Origin of the sequence: Dickeya oryzae, from assembly GCF_009372235.1 — a bacterium.
GTDB lineage: Bacteria > Pseudomonadota > Gammaproteobacteria > Enterobacterales > Enterobacteriaceae > Dickeya > Dickeya oryzae.
On record NZ_SULL01000017.1, the window covers coordinates 65,442 to 82,186 of the forward strand.

The 16,745-nt window shown below is 53.6% G+C and carries 14 protein-coding genes and 1 other annotated feature; of the genes, 10 read left to right on the forward strand and 4 right to left on the reverse strand.

The window, feature by feature from the left end; all coding sequences use genetic code 11:
• Positions 1–67 precede the first annotated feature (67 nt).
• Together acrR and mscK are read left to right on the forward strand one after the other, a co-directional pair.
• Positions 68–718: a multidrug efflux transporter transcriptional repressor AcrR gene (acrR, locus tag FAZ14_RS18180; RefSeq protein WP_016942057.1), complete on the forward strand. Its 651-nt coding sequence runs from the start codon at positions 68–70 to the stop codon at positions 716–718.
• 125 nt (positions 719–843) lie between these two features.
• A complete protein-coding gene (gene mscK, locus FAZ14_RS18185) occupies positions 844–4,257 on the forward strand; it encodes a mechanosensitive channel MscK (protein ID WP_016942056.1) in 3,414 nt (1,137 codons plus the stop codon).
• A 65-nt stretch (positions 4,258–4,322) separates the two neighbouring features.
• Here mscK and rsmS read toward each other — a convergent pair whose 3' ends face one another.
• From rsmS to miaE, 3 genes are all read right to left on the reverse strand, one after another.
• Positions 4,323–4,484, reverse strand: a complete 162-nt coding sequence (rsmS, locus tag FAZ14_RS18190; RefSeq protein ID WP_016942055.1) for a pleiotropic regulatory protein RsmS — start codon at positions 4,482–4,484, stop codon at positions 4,323–4,325.
• A 68-nt stretch (positions 4,485–4,552) separates the two neighbouring features.
• Positions 4,553–5,104: a primosomal replication protein PriC gene (gene priC, locus FAZ14_RS18195; protein WP_016942054.1), complete on the reverse strand. Its 552-nt coding sequence runs from the start codon at positions 5,102–5,104 to the stop codon at positions 4,553–4,555.
• A gap of 63 nt (positions 5,105–5,167) precedes the next feature.
• Positions 5,168–5,938 carry a tRNA isopentenyl-2-thiomethyl-A-37 hydroxylase MiaE gene (miaE, locus tag FAZ14_RS18200; RefSeq protein ID WP_016942053.1) on the reverse strand — a complete coding sequence of 257 codons (771 nt, stop codon included), beginning with the start codon at positions 5,936–5,938 and terminating at the stop codon, positions 5,168–5,170.
• 119 nt (positions 5,939–6,057) lie between these two features.
• Between miaE and FAZ14_RS18205 the strand changes: the two genes are divergently transcribed.
• The 8 genes from FAZ14_RS18205 (at position 6,058) to hemH (ending at position 14,462) form a co-directional block, all read left to right on the forward strand.
• Positions 6,058–6,426, forward strand: coding sequence for a DUF454 family protein (locus tag FAZ14_RS18205; protein ID WP_016942052.1), 369 nt, complete (start codon positions 6,058–6,060; stop codon positions 6,424–6,426).
• Positions 6,427–6,606: 180 nt separating this feature from the next.
• Positions 6,607–7,155 carry an adenine phosphoribosyltransferase gene (gene apt / locus FAZ14_RS18210; RefSeq protein WP_012883784.1) on the forward strand — a complete coding sequence of 183 codons (549 nt, stop codon included), beginning with the start codon at positions 6,607–6,609 and terminating at the stop codon, positions 7,153–7,155.
• Positions 7,156–7,229: 74 nt separating this feature from the next.
• Entirely contained in the window at positions 7,230–9,251 is a 2,022-nt protein-coding gene (gene dnaX, locus FAZ14_RS18215) for a DNA polymerase III subunit gamma/tau (protein WP_153508978.1), read from the forward strand.
• Positions 8,578–8,642 (forward strand) — a sequence feature (DnaX frameshifting element). Its footprint overlaps the gene before it by 65 nt.
• A gap of 43 nt (positions 9,252–9,294) precedes the next feature.
• On the forward strand, positions 9,295–9,624 hold the full coding sequence (locus FAZ14_RS18220) for a YbaB/EbfC family nucleoid-associated protein (protein WP_016942050.1): 330 nt from the start codon (positions 9,295–9,297) through the stop codon (positions 9,622–9,624).
• Positions 9,624–10,229: a recombination mediator RecR gene (recR, locus tag FAZ14_RS18225; protein ID WP_016942049.1), complete on the forward strand. Its 606-nt coding sequence runs from the start codon at positions 9,624–9,626 to the stop codon at positions 10,227–10,229. The genes FAZ14_RS18220 and recR overlap by 1 nt, the downstream gene beginning before the upstream one ends.
• Before the next feature lie 176 nt (positions 10,230–10,405).
• Complete coding sequence (htpG, locus tag FAZ14_RS18230) at positions 10,406–12,289, forward strand: molecular chaperone HtpG (protein ID WP_167334797.1); 1,884 nt, start codon at positions 10,406–10,408, stop codon at positions 12,287–12,289.
• Positions 12,290–12,574: 285 nt separating this feature from the next.
• Positions 12,575–13,219 (forward strand): adenylate kinase, encoded by a 645-nt coding sequence (adk, locus tag FAZ14_RS18235; protein WP_016942047.1) that lies wholly within the window; start codon positions 12,575–12,577, stop codon positions 13,217–13,219.
• A 280-nt stretch (positions 13,220–13,499) separates the two neighbouring features.
• The gene (gene hemH / locus FAZ14_RS18240) at positions 13,500–14,462 is read left to right on the forward strand and encodes a ferrochelatase (RefSeq protein WP_153508979.1); all 963 of its coding nucleotides are present in this window, start codon (positions 13,500–13,502) and stop codon (positions 14,460–14,462) included.
• Between the two features lie 21 nt (positions 14,463–14,483).
• Here the strand turns inward: hemH and ybaL are convergent, their stop codons facing one another.
• Positions 14,484–16,202, reverse strand: coding sequence for a YbaL family putative K(+) efflux transporter (gene ybaL, locus FAZ14_RS18245; RefSeq protein WP_016942045.1), 1,719 nt, complete (start codon positions 16,200–16,202; stop codon positions 14,484–14,486).
• Positions 16,203–16,745 lie beyond the last annotated feature (543 nt).

The following is a 16,745-nucleotide window of genomic DNA, read 5'->3' on the forward strand; positions in this document are numbered from 1 at the left end:
AGGTTCGTGCTATGTTACATACATCCGTGAATGTATGTAAATCTCACTTCTCTTTAAAGTCAGCGCTATGGCACGAAAAACCAAACAACAGGCACATGAGACCAAACTCCAGATTATGGACGCGGCGATGCGTCTGTTTTCCGAGTATGGTGTTTCCTCAACATCATTGTCTGATATTGCGACCGCTGCTGGCGTGACACGTGGTGCTATTTACTGGCACTTCAAAAACAAAGCTGAACTGTTTGATGAGATATGGGCGCGGTCCGAATCGAAGATTTCTGACTTCGAAGCTGAGTATCAGGCAAAATTTCCCGACGATCCACTGCATGTGCTCAGAGAGTTGCTAATTTATATCTTGAGACTGACTGATTCCGATAGCGAGTGGCGTTCGATGATGGAAATTATCTTTCATAAGTGTGAGTTCGCCGACGAGTTACTGCCGACATCCAATGCCCGTAAAGATCTCTACTTCGATTGCTATAACAAAATAGAAGTCTCGCTAATAAAGTGCATTTTGCAAGGTATGTTGCCAGCGGATCTCAATTCCCGGCGTACAGCGGTGATCATACGGGCTTATCTGTCGGGCATTATGGAAAACTGGTTGTTCCTGCCGGAAAGTTTCGATTTGAAAAATGAAGCGCCTTATCTGGTGGATGGGCTGATTGATATGCTGCGTAGCAGTCCTGCACTGCGCCAGATAGGCAAGACTGCCATATAAGTGGCGTGATAAACGCAATCAGTATAAATAGAGACAGAATAGAACCTCATAAACACCACCTGACATACCTTGTCTTTCGGCAGACGTGATAAACTGCGTTATCTCTGTAAAACTGATGATGCATCATGAAGCGCTGTGCCGCCATTTCTGGTTTATTTCCTATTTTGCTCCGCTCTTTTTCCGATATCTGCTCCTTTATTCGTGCTATGAGTGCACGATGTGGTCGCCGCTGTTTGCCGGGTATCTGGGTCGGCTTATTTGGCATCCTCCTGCTGCAACCCGCATTAGCTGCGGGTAACGATTTGCCCAGTCGGGCTGAGATCCAAAACCGTCTTGATATGCTGAATAAGCAAAAAAGCCTGACCTCGGTAGACAAACTGAGCCAACAGGATCTGACCCAGACACTGGACGTGCTGGACTCTATCGATCGCGTCCGGCAGGAAACCAACCAACTGAAACAACAGGCGGCACAGGCACCGGCCAAACTTAAGCAGGTGAATGAGGATCTGGTGTCGCTGGGCAGCGCGGCACCGGTGCCCCAGCAATCGTTGGAGTCGCTGGCGTTAAAGCAACTGGAAGCACGCCTGAATGAAACGCTGGACGATTTGCAGTCAGCGCAGGAAAACCTCTCTACTTACAACAGTCAGTTGATCTCGCTGCAAACCCAACCTGAGCGGGTTCAAAGCGCATTGTATGCCGCTTCACAACGCAGTCAGCAGTTACGCACCCAACTCAGTGGACTGGACCCGTCACAGGAACCACTTCGGCCGAGTCAACAGGTTTTGCTACAGGCAGAGCAGGTGCTGGTCAGTCTGCAAATGGAGCAGCAGCGTAAAAGTTTGGAAGTGAATACCACGTTGCAAGACCTGCTGCAAAAGCAGCGGGATTATACCGCCGCACAGATAGGCCAACTGGAGCACATGGTGCAGACGTTGCAGGGCGTGATTAACAATAAGCGCCTGACGCTGTCGGAGAAAACCGCTAAAGAGGCACAGAATTCCGATGAGCTGCAACGTATTCAGGAAAATCCGCTGGTGAAAGCGGAAATGGAAACGAACCGTCAACTCAGTCAGCGTCTGATTAAAGCAACGGAAGCCGGAAATACGCTGGTTCAGGAGAGTATTCAGGTTAAAAACTGGCTGGATAGGGCCACGCAATCGGAGCGTAACCTGAAAGAGCAGATTACCGTGTTAAAAGGCAGCCTGTTGCTGTCGCGTATTCTTTACCAGCAACAGCAAAACCTGCCGTCGGCCGATGCAATGAGCGATATCAGCGCTCAGATAGCTGACCTGCGTCTGGAGCAGTTTGATATTAACCAGCAACGCGATGTGTTGTTTCGGGGGGATGAATATATCCAGCAACTGGTCGCGCACAGTAACACGGCGGTAGACGGCGAAGTGACGGATGCGCTGGAGCAGATTCTGGACATGCGCCGCGAGCTGCTCGATCAGCTCAATAAACAACTTGGTAATCAATTAATGCTGGCGATTAACCTACAAATCAGCCGCCAGCAGTTGATGAGTGTGAATAGTTCGCTGCAACGCACCCTGACCCAGCAAATTTTTTGGGTGAGCAGTAATAAGCCGATGGACTGGAGCTGGCTGAAGGATTTGCCGTCGGCACTGAAACAACAGGTCAAAAATCTGCATTTCACCCTCAAGAATGGGCAACTGCGTCAGGGATTCATGGATTCGCTGCTGCTGATTATCCCGGCAATAGTGATAGTGGGTTTGCTGTGGTGGCGGCGTAAAAGTATCGATGCCTATCTGGTGAAACTGGCAGACGACGTGGGGCAACTCAAGCGCGACAGCCAGTTGCATACACCGAAAGCCATTTTGCTGTTGATCTTGCGGACTTTGCCGGGTGTGCTGGTGATACTGTCGCTGGGGCTATGGCTGAAACGAAGCGATAACCAAATCAGTAGTTTTGCCTGGTTGCTAAGTGAACACCTGGCATTGTTTTGGGTGGTGTTTGCCACGGCTTGCCTCAGCCTGAAACCGGGGAATCTGAGCGAACGTCATTTTAATATCCCGGCGTCTCGCTGTGCGCATTACCGACGTCAGACGGTGCGGCTCGGCGGCGCACTACTGCCGTTGATGTTCTGGTCGGTGGTGGGTGAGAAAGCGCCACTGTATCTGGTGGATGATGTTATTGGGCAGAGCGTGATCGTCTGCAACCTGTTGTTGCTGACTATTCTGGTGTTCCCGGTATGCCGTGACTGCTGGCGTGAGAAAGAACGTCATACCGTGCAATTAATTGTCGTCACCATGATGGCCGCTATGCCGCTGTTCCTGATCGGATTAATGCTGAATGGGTTTTTCTATACCACATTGCGGCTGGCCAGCCGCTGGATTGACAGTCTGTATTTGTTGATCGTCTGGAATATTGTGTATTTCGCGACGATTCGTGGGTTAAGTGTGGCGGCTCGTCGTCTGGCTTATCGCCGCGCGGTGGCACGACGCCAGAACCTGGTCAAGGAAGGCGCGGAAGGCAGTGAACCGGTACCAGAAGCGCCGCTGGCGCTGGAGCAAATCAGCCAACAGTCTTTGCGTCTGACGACCATGGTGCTGTTTCTGGCATTCTCCGGCGCGTTTTACTGGATTTGGGCTGATCTGGTTACCGTTTTCTCTTATCTGGATAGCATTACGCTATGGCATTACAGCACGGCGAATGCCAGCGGTACGGTCTTGCAACCGGTCACCTTGGGTAACTTGCTGGTGGCACTGGTGATTGGTGGTGTGGCTTATGTGATGACGCGTAACCTGCCTGGTTTACTCGAAGTGCTGGTGCTCTCACGCATGCAGTTGCGGCAGGGTACGTCTTATGCCATCACAACGATATTGACCTATTTTATTACGGCGGTCGGTGCCATCACATCACTCAGCTCCCTCGGGGTCTCCTGGGACAAATTGCAATGGCTGGTGGCGGCGTTATCGGTGGGGTTAGGGTTTGGCTTGCAGGAAATTTTCGCCAACTTTGTCTCGGGTCTGATTATTCTGTTCGAACGACCAGTGCGTATTGGTGACACCATTACTATTGGCTCGTTCTCCGGCTCGGTCAGTAAGATTCGCATCCGAGCCACCACGATCACCGATTTTGACCGCAAGGAGGTGATCATTCCTAACAAAGCGTTTGTTACCGAGCGGCTGATCAACTGGTCATTGTCCGACACCATTACGCGTGTGTTGATCCGTATTGGCGTTGCCTATGGGTCTGATCTGGATAAGGTTAAAGAAATACTACTACAAGCCGCGCGTGAGAATCCACGCGTGATGGCGGATCCGGAACCGCAGGTGTTCTTCCTGTCGTTTGGCGCGAGTGCGTTGGATCATGAGCTGCGTTTATATGTGCGTGAACTGCGTGATCGCAGCTATACCGTTGATGAATTGAACCGCACTATCGACAGGCTGTGCCGCGAAAATAATATCAACATTGCTTTCAACCAGCTTGAAGTGTATCTGCACAATGCGCAGGGCAAAGAAGTACAGGAAATATCCCGCGTGCTGACGCCACCACAGGATGAGAGTGAAACCCGATAGCCGCCGATTGTGGCAACGGGGAGAGATATCGGATGCCGGGGCAGGTAACCAGGCCTGCTCCGGTCTCAGGCCGGTGTTTGCTGGGGAGCGTCGACTTTTAACTGATAATCCCGGCGGACGATTTCCAGCGCGGCCAGTACCACCTCTGGCTCAATGTGATTGTCTTCCAGCAGCATGATGAGATCAACCGCCAGTTTGACGTCTGGCGTTTCGTTTTCCAGCGACATGATTTTTCTACCTCACTCCGATCCTGTTTTGTTTTTTCTAAAACATAGCAGAAAATAGTGAACTACGGTCAATATCCCTGTTCCTGACGTTCAATCTGCCGTTCCAGTTTTGAGAGCGCCTGGCGGCAACGAGTCAGTCGGCCTTCCAGGGCCGCCAGTTCGCGTTGCAGGCGCTGTTGTTCATTGAGCGTATATTGTTCATTGAGCGTACTTTGGGTTGCCAGCAGGCTCTCCCTGTCCTGAATCATCGCCAGTAGTCGACGCTCATAACCCTGATATTCAGCCAGTTTTTGATAACGGTCCTGCGGTGCTGGCATTGTGGGTTCGTGTTCCCGTAATGGCTGCGTCGCCAGCTCTCGCTGCAGCGCCGTCATTTGCGTCAGCAATTTCTCGGCCATGAACGCGACCCTGTCCTGACGCTGTTCCTGCACATACTGTTGCAGATGCTGGTAATTAAGACGAATTTCGTCGAGATAATCACCGAGCCTGGTACCGTAACAGCTGAAGAGCTGACGGTCAAAACGTGACCGGGGAGCTTGTCGTGCGGCAATCGGTTCGACAGCTTGTGCCAGCGTATCAATCTGGCGTGTCAGCACGGCCAGCAATGCCTGTGTGTCCATGTCGTCTCCTCCGTCGCTTTACCGCTGTATCCGTACGTTGCGGCAGGGGAATAACGGGCCGGTTCAGTGTGTGCTGAAAGCCGGTTTGCCGCTGTGGAATTTGAAGTCGTCGTCCGGGCTGGTAATCAACTGTGCTTCTGTCTGCGCGAAAAAGGCAATACGCGCGCTAATATCCTGTCCGGCAATCTGTTGTGCCAAAGCAAGATAATCCTGATAGTGCCGGGCCTCGGAGCGCAGTAGTGAAATATAGAACTTGCGCAGACTCTCTTCCAGATGGGGCGCCAGTCTGGCGAAGCGTTCGCAGGAGCGAGCTTCGATAAAGGCACCGATAATTAACTTATCCACCAGCGCATCCGGCTCATGTGTTTTCATGTGCTGCGTCATGCCACGCGCGTAACGACTGGCGGGGATATTCTGGTAAGAAATACCGTGTTGCTCCATGACTTCCAGCACCTGATAAAAATGGTGTAATTCTTCGCGGATCAACAACACCATTTTATCGATCATGTCCTGGCTGTAGTGGCAGTTGGCGCGTGCGGTAATCTGCCGTGAAATCAGCGCATTGGCTTTCAGCGTCTGCATGTCGCCCATTCCCCGGAAGGCAAACTTCTCATACGGGGCAATCCACTCCTGCAACTGATGCCTGATATCCTGCTCGACAGCATAACGCCGGAGCAGAAACAGCGCGCTCTGGGCGGCCTTCAACTCACACAGCACGTGGTCGCGCAACAGCGTGGGCAGGTTTTCCGGTTTGCGGGCTTCGTCAATCCACTCATCGGGGGTAGTGGCGTGAAGAAAGGCGTGAATCGGGTCGAGGATGGAATGTTCAAACATGTACGACGATGGGTTGAGTTAACGTGGCGGTATGATACAACGTTTCCTGTGGATTGCGATCGGGTCAACCGGGCTGGGTTGCCGGGGGCCGAGAAAGGCGGTGAGGACAAGGAGACGATATGTATCGGATAGTGTTGATAACCGTAGGGTGGCTGGCGGTGGTGCTGGCAGCGTTGGGCGTGGTGTTGCCGTTGCTGCCGACTACGCCGTTTTTACTGCTGGCGGCCTGGTGCTTCGCCCGCTCCTCACCACGGTTTCACTACTGGTTGTTGTATCGCTCCTGGTTTGGTAGTTACCTGCGTCACTGGCAGCAGCACCGTGCCCTGCCACCGGGTGTGAAAGTCAAAGCGGTTATCGTGGTTATCGCGACCTTCGCCTTGTCATTATGGTTGGTGGACGTCGGTTGGGTCAGAGGGTTGCTGCTGGTGATTCTGGCGGTGCTGTTGACGTTTATGCTGCGTTTGCCGGTTATTGATCCGAAGCAATAGCCTGCGATAAAAATGTGCAGATCCGAGCGGGCCGGTTGCATTTGCCCGTCAGTTTGACTAGATTTGAGCGTTTTCGTGCGCGAGCCGCCACCGTATTTTTTATCGTCAGCACCTGTAGGCAGCATGGCGAAGCACCGTGGCGGTGTTCAGTGAATATCAGGTTTTATCAGGCACAACATTATGACCGCAACTCAGCAGCCAGAATTAATTAAAAACAGTATCAAGAGTATTCCGGATTATCCCAAGCCGGGCATACTGTTTCGTGATGTGACCAGCTTGCTGGAAAATCCGCAGGCGTATTCGGCGAGCATCGACATGCTGGTTAAACGTTATCAGAACACCGGCATTACCAAGGTTGTGGGTACCGAAGCGCGTGGTTTCCTTTTCGGTGCTCCGGTAGCGCTGGCGTTGGGCGTCGGGTTTGTTCCGGTGCGTAAGCCGGGTAAACTGCCGCGAGCGACGCTGAGCGAAAGCTACGAGCTGGAATACGGCAGCGATACGCTGGAAATTCACACCGACTCTATTACCGCTGGCGATAACGTGCTGGTGGTAGACGACCTGCTGGCGACGGGCGGCACGATTGAAGCGACGGTCAAACTGATTCGTCGTCTTGGTGGTCAGGTTTCCGATGCGGCATTTATTATCAATCTCTTCGACCTGGGTGGACAGCAGCGCCTTGAAAACATGGGCATCACTTGCTACAGCCTGGTCGATTTCCCCGGCCATTGATGACAGCAGTCTCGCCGATGGCGGCGAGACTGTGTTAGCATCACCTCCTCAATAACTCAACTTCTGCGGTATTGATGAGCTATCAGGTTCTTGCCCGTAAGTGGCGTCCCCAAACCTTTGCCGACGTGGTAGGCCAGGAACATGTCCTGACCGCGTTGGCTAATGGTCTTTCGTTAGGCCGCATCCATCATGCTTACCTGTTTTCCGGTACCCGGGGCGTAGGCAAGACCACAATCGCCCGTCTGCTGGCGAAGGGGCTGAATTGCGAAACCGGGGTGACGGCGACACCTTGCGGTCAGTGCGATACGTGCCGGGAAATAGAGCAAGGCCGATTTGTCGATCTGATTGAAATCGATGCGGCATCCCGTACTAAAGTTGAAGACACGCGAGACTTACTGGATAACGTGCAATACGCGCCAGCTCGCGGTCGCTTCAAAGTTTACCTGATTGACGAAGTGCACATGCTCTCCCGCCACAGTTTCAACGCGTTGTTGAAAACACTGGAAGAGCCGCCTTCGCATGTGAAATTCCTGCTGGCGACCACGGACCCGCAAAAACTGCCGGTGACGATTTTGTCGCGCTGTTTGCAGTTTCATCTCAAAGCATTGGATGCCGAGCAAATTCGCCAACATCTGCAACAGGTTCTGGAGCAGGAACAACTGGCGGCGGAGCCACGTGCATTACAATTGCTGGCCCGTGCGGCCGATGGCAGTCTGCGTGACGCATTGAGCCTGACCGATCAGGCTATCGCCATGGGGAAAGGGCAGGTGACGGCCGCTGCTGTCAGCGAAATGCTGGGTACTCTGGATGATGAGCAACCGCTGGGGCTGATTGAAGCGCTGGTAAAAGGCGATGGGGCCGGGGTGATGGCGCTGATGGAGCAAGCGGCAGCACGCGGCATTGACTGGGAAGCCTTGCTGGTAGAAACCCTGACGCTGCTGCATCGGATTGCCATGCTGCAGTTGCTGCCATCCGCTCTGGGCGATGAATATCACCAGGTCGCCCCTCGCTTGCGCGAGCTGGCGCGGGTTGTCCCGCCTTCGGATGTGCAACTCTATTATCAGACGTTGTTGGTCGGCCGCAAAGAGCTGCCGTTTGCACCCGATCGTCGTATGGGCGTGGAAATGGCGCTGTTGCGGGCACTGGCGTTTCACCCCAGTCAGGTGATTGCTGAACCGGTTCCTGTCAGTACTTCACCGCTCGCGCCTGCGGTTCCGTCAGCGACTGAACCGGCCCGTATGACAGCATCAGCACCGGTGGTTGGCGTTGCACCCGTTGCTCCTGGCGCAGAACCGATGGTGAATAATGCGCCGCAGGAGGGGAGCATCGCGTCGTTGCCGCCAACCTTGCCGTCGACGGCAGAGAACAATTTGCCGGATGCGACAGCACAACTGTTACAGGCGCGTAGCCAGTTACTGAACCGGCAGGGAAATAACCCCGCAAAAAAGGCTGAACCGGCGGCGTCAGGAAAAACGCGGCCGGTAAACTCGGCACTGGAGCGTCTGGCGTCAGTGACCGAGCGTGGTCAGCAGCAAATGGCAGCCAAAGCGGTGGCACAGGACGAGCAGAAAAAGCAGGAGGCGTATCGCTGGCGGGCGCAGAAGAAAGCCGCGGCGACGGAAACCGAGCCGGTGACGACGCCTAAAGCGCTGCGTTCAGCATTGGAATACGAAAAAACGCCGGAGCTGGCTGCAAGGCTGGCAGTAGAAGCAATGGCGCGGGATGCCTGGGCGGCGGAAATCGATCGTCTGACGCTGCCGAAACTGGTACAACAGCTGGCGCTTAATGCATTTAAAGAGATGCCGGAAGACGGGGTGATTCATTTGCACCTGCGTTCTTCACAGCGTCATCTGAATTCGGTGGCGGCGCAGAAAGCGCTGTCGGAGGCACTGGCGGCGCATTATGGACGCGATATCAGCCTGACGGTTACCGAAGACGATACGCCGACGGTGCTGACACCATTGGAGTGGCGACAGGCCATTTATGAAGAGAAGCTGGCGCAGGCGCGTCAGTCCATCCTGTCTGATACTAATATTCAAACGCTACGGCGTTTCTTTGATGCGGAACTGGACGAAGAAAGTATCCGCCCCGTTTAACCCCGCTGCCCATCGGCAGCCCGAAAGTGGTAGAGAGAGCGATATGTTTGGTAAAGGCGGTTTAGGCAATCTGATGAAGCAAGCTCAGCAGATGCAGGAAAAAATGCAGAAAGCGCAGGAAGAGATTGCCAATCTGGAAGTGACCGGGGAATCGGGCGCAGGGCTGGTGAAAGTGACGATTAATGGCGCTCACAATTGCCGTCGTGTTGAAATCGATCCGAGCTTGATGGAAGACGACAAAGAAATGCTGGAAGACCTGATTGCGGCGGCATTCAATGATGCGGCGCGCCGTATCGCTGAAGTTCAGCAGGAAAAAATGGCCTCGGTTTCCAGCGGTATTCCGTTGCCGCCTGGCTTCAAGATGCCGTTCTGATGCAAACCAGCCCGCTTCTTGAAGCATTGATGGAGGCGCTGCGCTGCTTACCCGGCGTGGGGCCAAAATCAGCACAACGCATGGCGTTCCACCTGTTGCAGCGTGATCGCAGCGGGGGGATGCGTCTGGCGCAGGCACTGACCCGCGCCATGTCGGAGATAGGCCATTGTGCCGATTGTCGGACTTTTACCGAGCAGGACGTTTGCAGCATTTGTGCGAACCCGCGCCGTCAGCAGAACGGTCAGATTTGTGTGGTGGAAAGTCCGGCGGATATCCACGCCATTGAACAGACCGGGCAGTTCGCGGGTCGTTATTTTGTGCTAATGGGCCATTTGTCGCCGCTTGATGGCATTGGCCCTGGCGATATCGGGCTGGATCGGCTGGAAGAGCGTCTGGCGACGGAAACCATCAGTGAAGTGATTCTGGCGACCAACCCGACGGTGGAAGGCGATGCAACGGCGAATTACATCGCCGAACTGTGCGCTGAACATGGGGTCATGGCCAGCCGTATCGCCCATGGCGTTCCCGTCGGCGGTGAGCTGGAAATGGTGGACGGCACCACGCTGTCTCACTCGCTGGCCGGGCGTCATCCTATCCGGTTCTGATTTTTACCACCGTTAATCTCTATGGCCGTCACCCCGACGGCCTGTCTGCCTCAGCTGTCTTCTGTATCGCCAATTGCACATTCCCCCTTGAAACCCTGACGGTTAATCCCCATCTGTTGCTCATGCTTCGTTGAATCAGCCTGAATAAATACGTATTGAGGGAAGTAATAATGAGTATGAAAGGCCAAGAGACCCGCGGCTTCCAGTCAGAAGTCAAGCAACTGCTGCACTTGATGATCCATTCGCTGTACTCCAACAAAGAAGTGTTTCTGCGCGAATTGATCTCCAACGCGTCCGATGCCGCGGATAAACTGCGTTTTCGTGCACTGTCCACTCCAGACTTGTATGAAGGTGATGGAGAACTGCGCGTTCGGGTCTCTATCGATAAAGAAAAGCGCACTCTGACCATCAGTGATAACGGTATCGGTATGAGCCGCGATGACGTTATCGACAATCTGGGGACGATTGCCAAATCCGGCACCAAGGCGTTTCTGGAGTCTCTCGGTTCTGATCAGGCAAAAGACAGCCAGTTGATCGGCCAGTTTGGTGTCGGCTTCTACTCCGCGTTTATCGTCGCCGATAAGGTCACGGTAAAAACCCGTGTGGCGGGTGCCGATGCCGAACAGGGTGTGTTCTGGGAGTCAGCTGGTGAAGGCGAATACACCATCGCTGATATCGCTAAAGCGCAACGTGGTACCGACATTACCCTGCATCTGCGCGAAGGCGAAGATGAGTTTCTCGATAACTGGCGGGTGCGTTCAGTCATCAGCAAATATTCAGACCACATCGCACTGCCGGTAGAAATTGAATCCCGCACGGAAAGTGAGGAAGAGGGCGGTGAAGAGACCGTCACCTGGGAGAAAATCAACAAGGCTCAGGCCCTGTGGACCCGCAACAAGTCCGACATCAGCGATGATGAGTACAACGAGTTTTACAAACATATCGCCCATGACTTTACCAACCCACTGAGCTGGAGCCACAACCGGGTAGAAGGGAAGCAGGAATACACCAGCCTGTTATATATCCCTTCCCAGGCTCCCTGGGATATGTGGAATCGCGATCACAAGCATGGTCTGAAACTGTATGTGCAGCGCGTATTCATTATGGACGATGCAGAACAGTTCATGCCGAACTACCTGCGCTTTGTCCGCGGTTTGATAGACTCTAATGACCTGCCGCTCAACGTATCCCGTGAAATTCTGCAGGATAACCGTGTCACGCAGAGTTTGCGTACCGCGTTGACTAAGCGTGTGCTGCAAATGCTGGAAAAACTGGCTAAAGACGACAGCGAAAAATACCAGACATTCTGGAGTCAGTTCGGCCTGGTATTGAAAGAAGGCCCGGCGGAAGACGGCGGTAACCGTGAAGCCATTGCCAAACTGCTGCGTTTTGCGACCACCCACAATGATAGTGATGCACAGACCGTATCGCTGGATGACTATATCAGCCGCATGGTGGAAGGTCAGGATAAGATCTATTACATCACTGCTGACAGCTATGCTGCGGCCAAGAGCAGCCCGCATCTGGAACTGTTCCGCAGGAAAGGCATTGAGGTACTGCTGCTCTCTGATCGTATCGACGAATGGATGATGAGCTACCTGACCGAGTTTGACGGTAAATCGTTCCAGTCGGTTAGCAAAGCTGACGAATCGTTGGATAAGCTGGCAGATGAAGCCAACGAATCGCAAAAAGAAGCAGAAAAAGCGCTGGAGCCATTTGTCGAGCGTGTTAAGACGTTGCTGGGAGAGCGTGTAAAAGAGGTTCGTCTGACGCATCGCCTGACGGATACCCCGGCTATCGTAACGACGGATGCCAATGACATGAGCACCCAGATGGCGAAGCTGTTTGCCGCCGCCGGGCAGCAGGCACCGGAGGTGAAGTACATTTTTGAATTGAATCCGGAACATGCACTGGTGAAACGTGCCGCTGACACCCAGGATGACGCACAGTTCGGTGAGTGGGTCGAACTGTTGCTGGATCAGGCGCTGTTTGCTGAGCGTGGTACGCTGGAAGACCCTAACCAGTTTATCCGCCGTATGAACCAACTGCTGACCGCCTGATTGGTTCCGTTGGTATGATAAACGCCCCGGTCAACCGGGGCGTTTTTTGTCTGCCTAAACCCTGTCTTCAGGGGGATGCAGACTTGTTACCATATCGGTTTCCCGTCTGACTCCTTGTCGTCTACACTCTCAGAGTCGGCTGAAAAGCCAGGCGCCATCACAAATTTCAGCTTTGCCGCGCCCGCTGAAGCGAGCCCGTTCCTTGAGGAAGCGCCTCCGGAATGGTATGGTTTAGCGTTTTTCAAATTTTTTTTAAAAAAACTACATAGCAAGGGGAATTACGCAATGCGTATTATTCTGCTGGGCGCTCCGGGCGCAGGCAAAGGTACTCAGGCTCAGTTCATCATGGAGAAGTATGGCATTCCGCAAATCTCCACCGGCGATATGCTGCGTGCGGCGGTAAAAGCCGGTAGCGAACTGGGCAAGCAGGCAAAAGAGATCATGGATGCGGGTAAACTGGTGACAGACGAACTGGTGATTGCCCTGGTTAAAGAGCGTATCGCACAAGATGACTGCCGCAATGGTTTCCTGCTGGATGGTTTCCCGCGTACCATTCCTCAGGCTGACGCGATGAAAGAGGCTGGCATCGCCGTCGATCACGTGATTGAGTTTGATGTGCCGGATGAGCTGATCGTTGAGCGTATTATCGGCCGTCGCGTACATGCGGCTTCCGGTCGTGTGTATCACGTGAAATTCAATCCGCCCAAAGTGGAAGGCAAAGATGACGTGACCGGTGACGAGCTGACTATCCGTAAAGATGATCAGGAAGACACCGTGCGTAAACGTCTGGTGGAATATCACCAGCAGACCGCACCGCTGGTGAACTACTATCAGCAGGAAGCGGCGGCTAACCACACCCATTACCACAAGATTGATGGTACCCGTCCGGTTAACGATGTCAGTGCAGAACTGGCTCGTATTCTGGGCTGATCCCGTTTTTCGCAGGCGCTGCCATCACTGGTGGCGCTTCTTCTTTTCGTATCCCCTGACGATTTTCTCTCCCTGTTATTATTCCACCTCTACGATGACAACGGGATAACGACGGCGTTTTCAGCCAACGATTTGTCCCGATGAGGGAATATCGTTTCCGACAATCGCTGGTATCGGCTTTAACCTCGCAGCCTGCGGTTCCTCATCGTCCTGTTTCCGCTACAATGTTGTTTCACTCTCGTCTACACATGATGCCGAAGCGACAGTAAAGGAAACGTTGATGAAAAAAGAGAAACGCGGCGTGTTGATGGTGAATCTGGGGACGCCGGATGCACCGACGCCGCAAGCAGTAAAACGTTATCTGGCCGAATTCCTGCATGACCGGCGCGTGGTTGACCTGAACCGGCTGCTATGGTGTCCGTTGCTGCACGGTATTATTCTGCCGACGCGTTCGCCACGCGTGGCAAAACTGTATCAGTCGGTGTGGATGGATGAAGGCTCGCCGCTACTGGTTTACAGCCGCCGACAGCAGCAGGCGCTGGCAGCAAGTCTGCCGGATACCCCGGTAGCGTTGGGGATGAGCTATGGCTCACCGAGTCTGCAATCTGCACTGGACGCGTTGCTAGCGCAGGGCGTTACCGAGGTGACAGTATTGCCGATGTACCCACAGTATTCTTGTTCCACCACGGCGGCGGTGTGGGATGGCGTGTCCGCGCTGTTGCGTAACCGGCGACAAATTCCGGGTATTCGCTTTATTCGTGATTATGCTGATCACCCGGCTTATATCGCAGCGTTAAAGCATAGCGTTGAACAGTCATTTTTACAGCATGGTATACCGGATAAGCTGGTGATTTCATTTCACGGCATTCCACAGCGCTACGCCGATGAAGGTGATGATTATCCTAAACGTTGTGCTGCTACAGCACAGGCGTTAGCGGCGGCGCTGGGATTATCGTCAGAGCAAGTGATGATGACCTTCCAGTCTCGTTTCGGTCGTGAGGCCTGGTTGACGCCTTATACCGATGAAACAATGCAGGCGTTGCCGAAGCAGGGTGTGAAACGAATCCAGGTGATTTGTCCCGGCTTCGCGGCTGACTGTCTTGAAACGCTCGAAGAGATCAAAGAGCAGAATCGGGAGATCTTCCTGCACGCAGGCGGCGAGTCTTTTGAGTATATTCCTGCTCTAAATGACGCGCCATTGCATATTGCATTGCTGGCGCAACTGGTCAGCGAGCAGGGATAAACCGACCTCGGTGAGGAAACGTCAGGCACCGTGGGGTGCCTGACAAGAGACTTCCTGGATTGGACAGGCTCTGGCGGCGACGATCTCATCCACGTCCAGCATCGTTATCATGGTTTCAGCGATTTCCCGCTCGCCCATCACAACATGGTCAGCCCCGTGCTCGGTGATATAGGTGACTTCATCGTCATAGTGCGCCCGGACGATGATTTTCAGGTCTGGGCGTCGGGCTCTCGCTGCCGCTACGATCTCCCCGGCTTCGTACCCGTTAGGGATCGTCAGCAGCAGCCAACTGGCGCAATCGAGGCGGGCAATATCCATGATGTCCGAGCGGGTCGCGTTGCCCAGTACGGTTTTAACACCCTGTTCCCGCAAGGTATCGACGCGCGCTCGCGATGTTTCAACCACCACCATCGGGATATCGGCCTGATGTAGCCGGGCACCGATCAAACTGCCTACACGCCCGTAGCCGACCAGCAGCGCATGGTTACACAGCTCAACCGGGATCTGCTTTTCTTCTTCGATCGCTTCCTCAACGATTTGCTCTTCGATAGTTTCGTGCCGGGCCAGATAACGCTCCAGCAAGGCGAAGAGCAGCGGATTGAGCATAATCGACAAAATTGCGCCTGCCAGCACCAAATTGCGGCCATTCTCCGAGAGCATCCCGAGAGAAATGCCAAGGCCTGCCAGAATAAAGGCGAACTCGCCAATTTGTGCCAGACTGGCGGAAATGGTCAATGCTGTGCGTCTTGAATGACCAAACATATGCACCAGCAGGAACGCGGCCATCGACTTACCTATCACGATAATCAGCAACGTGGCCAATACTGCCAGTGGTTCACGTATCAGGATCATTGGGTCGAACAACATGCCGACGGACACAAAGAACAGAACGGCAAAGGCGTCACGCAAGGGGAGTGTGTCGTGGGCGGCACGCTGACTGAGTTCTGACTCGTTTAACACCACACCCGCGAAAAAAGCCCCCAACGCGAACGAGACATCGAACAGTTTGACGGCACCGAATGCGATGCCCAACGCCATTGCCAGTACAGCCAGCGTAAATAATTCCCGTGAGCCGGTACTGGCGCTTTTTGCCAGCACCCACGGCACCACACGTCTGCCTACCACCACCATCAGCGTAATAAACGCCACCACTTTACCCAGCGTAATCGCCAGATCTTGTAAGAGCTTGCTGGTATTAGCGGTATCGGTTTTTAACATGTCGGCAAACGCGGGCAGCAGTACCAGTGTCAGTACCATCGCCAGATCTTCAACAATCAGCCAGCCAATGGCGATTTGCCCGCGTTGGCTGTCAATCAACTGGCGCTCTTCGAGCGCGCGTAGCAATACCACGGTACTGGCGGTGGACAGACATAAACCAAACACCAACCCCTCAGGCAGACTCCAGCCCAGTATTGATGACAGTCCCGCCCCTAGCAGGGTCGCCATCACTATCTGAGCGACTGCACCGGGGATGGCGATCGACTTTACCGCCATTAAGTCCCGTAGCGAAAAATGCAGCCCAACACCAAACATCAGCAAAATTACGCCCAGTTCGGCAATTTCCGGTGCCAGTTGAGTATCAGCGACAAAACCGGGTGTAAACGGGCCGACCATCACACCGGCCACCAGATACCCGACCAGGGGCGAAATACGCAGTCGGTTAGCCAGAATGCCCAGCAAGAAAGCCAGCACCAGACCGACGGCCATCGTGGAGATTAAGGGGGTGGTATTATCATGCATTCCGACTCCTTTACCATGCGTAACGAGAATGGGCGGATATTCCTGAGCCGGCAGCAGGCTGTGGCTCCTGAATGCTTATGTGCTCTGCCGCTCCAACCCGTTCCCCGTCCGTATAACGCCGGTGCTATGCAACGCCAGAGGGGATAAAACCGTCGGAAAGGCGACAGAGTGAGAAGTAAATGATGTTTTTCATCTGTTTAAACAGTGTAACACATATTTGTAGTTAAATTATTGCTTTTATCGTTGATATATAGGGCTAATTTAATTTCTGTTTGTGGATAAAGCCGGCGGAGCACTATCAGTGATATCACGGGCATGATTCAATGTATGAATTATCAGTTGGATAGTGCCATGTCATTATGATGTGGCGACCGTATCGCTATCACCACGCCATCGTGAAAAAATACCCGGGTTCATCATAACGTCAACTATCCCATCCTGACTTGTGCTAGCTTGTGCATGTATTTATCAGTTTAATGTAACAATCCTATACCAAACGTTATTCGGGTTGCAGGGTGCCATACTTGCGTTTTGCTCGTGCCG

Coding starts and splice junctions, on each gene's coding strand:
- htpG (WP_167334797.1), top strand. CDS start 10,406: ATGAAAGGCCAAGAGACCCGCGGCTTCCAGTCAGAAGTCAAGCAACTG.
- adk (WP_016942047.1), top strand. CDS start 12,575: ATGCGTATTATTCTGCTGGGCGCTCCGGGCGCAGGCAAAGGTACTCAG.
- miaE (WP_016942053.1), bottom strand. CDS start 5,938: ATGTTTGAACATTCCATCCTCGACCCGATTCACGCCTTTCTTCACGCC.
- acrR (WP_016942057.1), top strand. CDS start 68: ATGGCACGAAAAACCAAACAACAGGCACATGAGACCAAACTCCAGATT.
- apt (WP_012883784.1), top strand. CDS start 6,607: ATGACCGCAACTCAGCAGCCAGAATTAATTAAAAACAGTATCAAGAGT.
- ybaL (WP_016942045.1), bottom strand. CDS start 16,202: ATGCATGATAATACCACCCCCTTAATCTCCACGATGGCCGTCGGTCTG.
- FAZ14_RS18205 (WP_016942052.1), top strand. CDS start 6,058: ATGTATCGGATAGTGTTGATAACCGTAGGGTGGCTGGCGGTGGTGCTG.
- rsmS (WP_016942055.1), bottom strand. CDS start 4,484: ATGTCGCTGGAAAACGAAACGCCAGACGTCAAACTGGCGGTTGATCTC.
- priC (WP_016942054.1), bottom strand. CDS start 5,104: ATGGACACACAGGCATTGCTGGCCGTGCTGACACGCCAGATTGATACG.
- FAZ14_RS18220 (WP_016942050.1), top strand. CDS start 9,295: ATGTTTGGTAAAGGCGGTTTAGGCAATCTGATGAAGCAAGCTCAGCAG.
- dnaX (WP_153508978.1), top strand. CDS start 7,230: ATGAGCTATCAGGTTCTTGCCCGTAAGTGGCGTCCCCAAACCTTTGCC.
- recR (WP_016942049.1), top strand. CDS start 9,624: ATGCAAACCAGCCCGCTTCTTGAAGCATTGATGGAGGCGCTGCGCTGC.
- mscK (WP_016942056.1), top strand. CDS start 844: ATGAAGCGCTGTGCCGCCATTTCTGGTTTATTTCCTATTTTGCTCCGC.
- hemH (WP_153508979.1), top strand. CDS start 13,500: ATGAAAAAAGAGAAACGCGGCGTGTTGATGGTGAATCTGGGGACGCCG.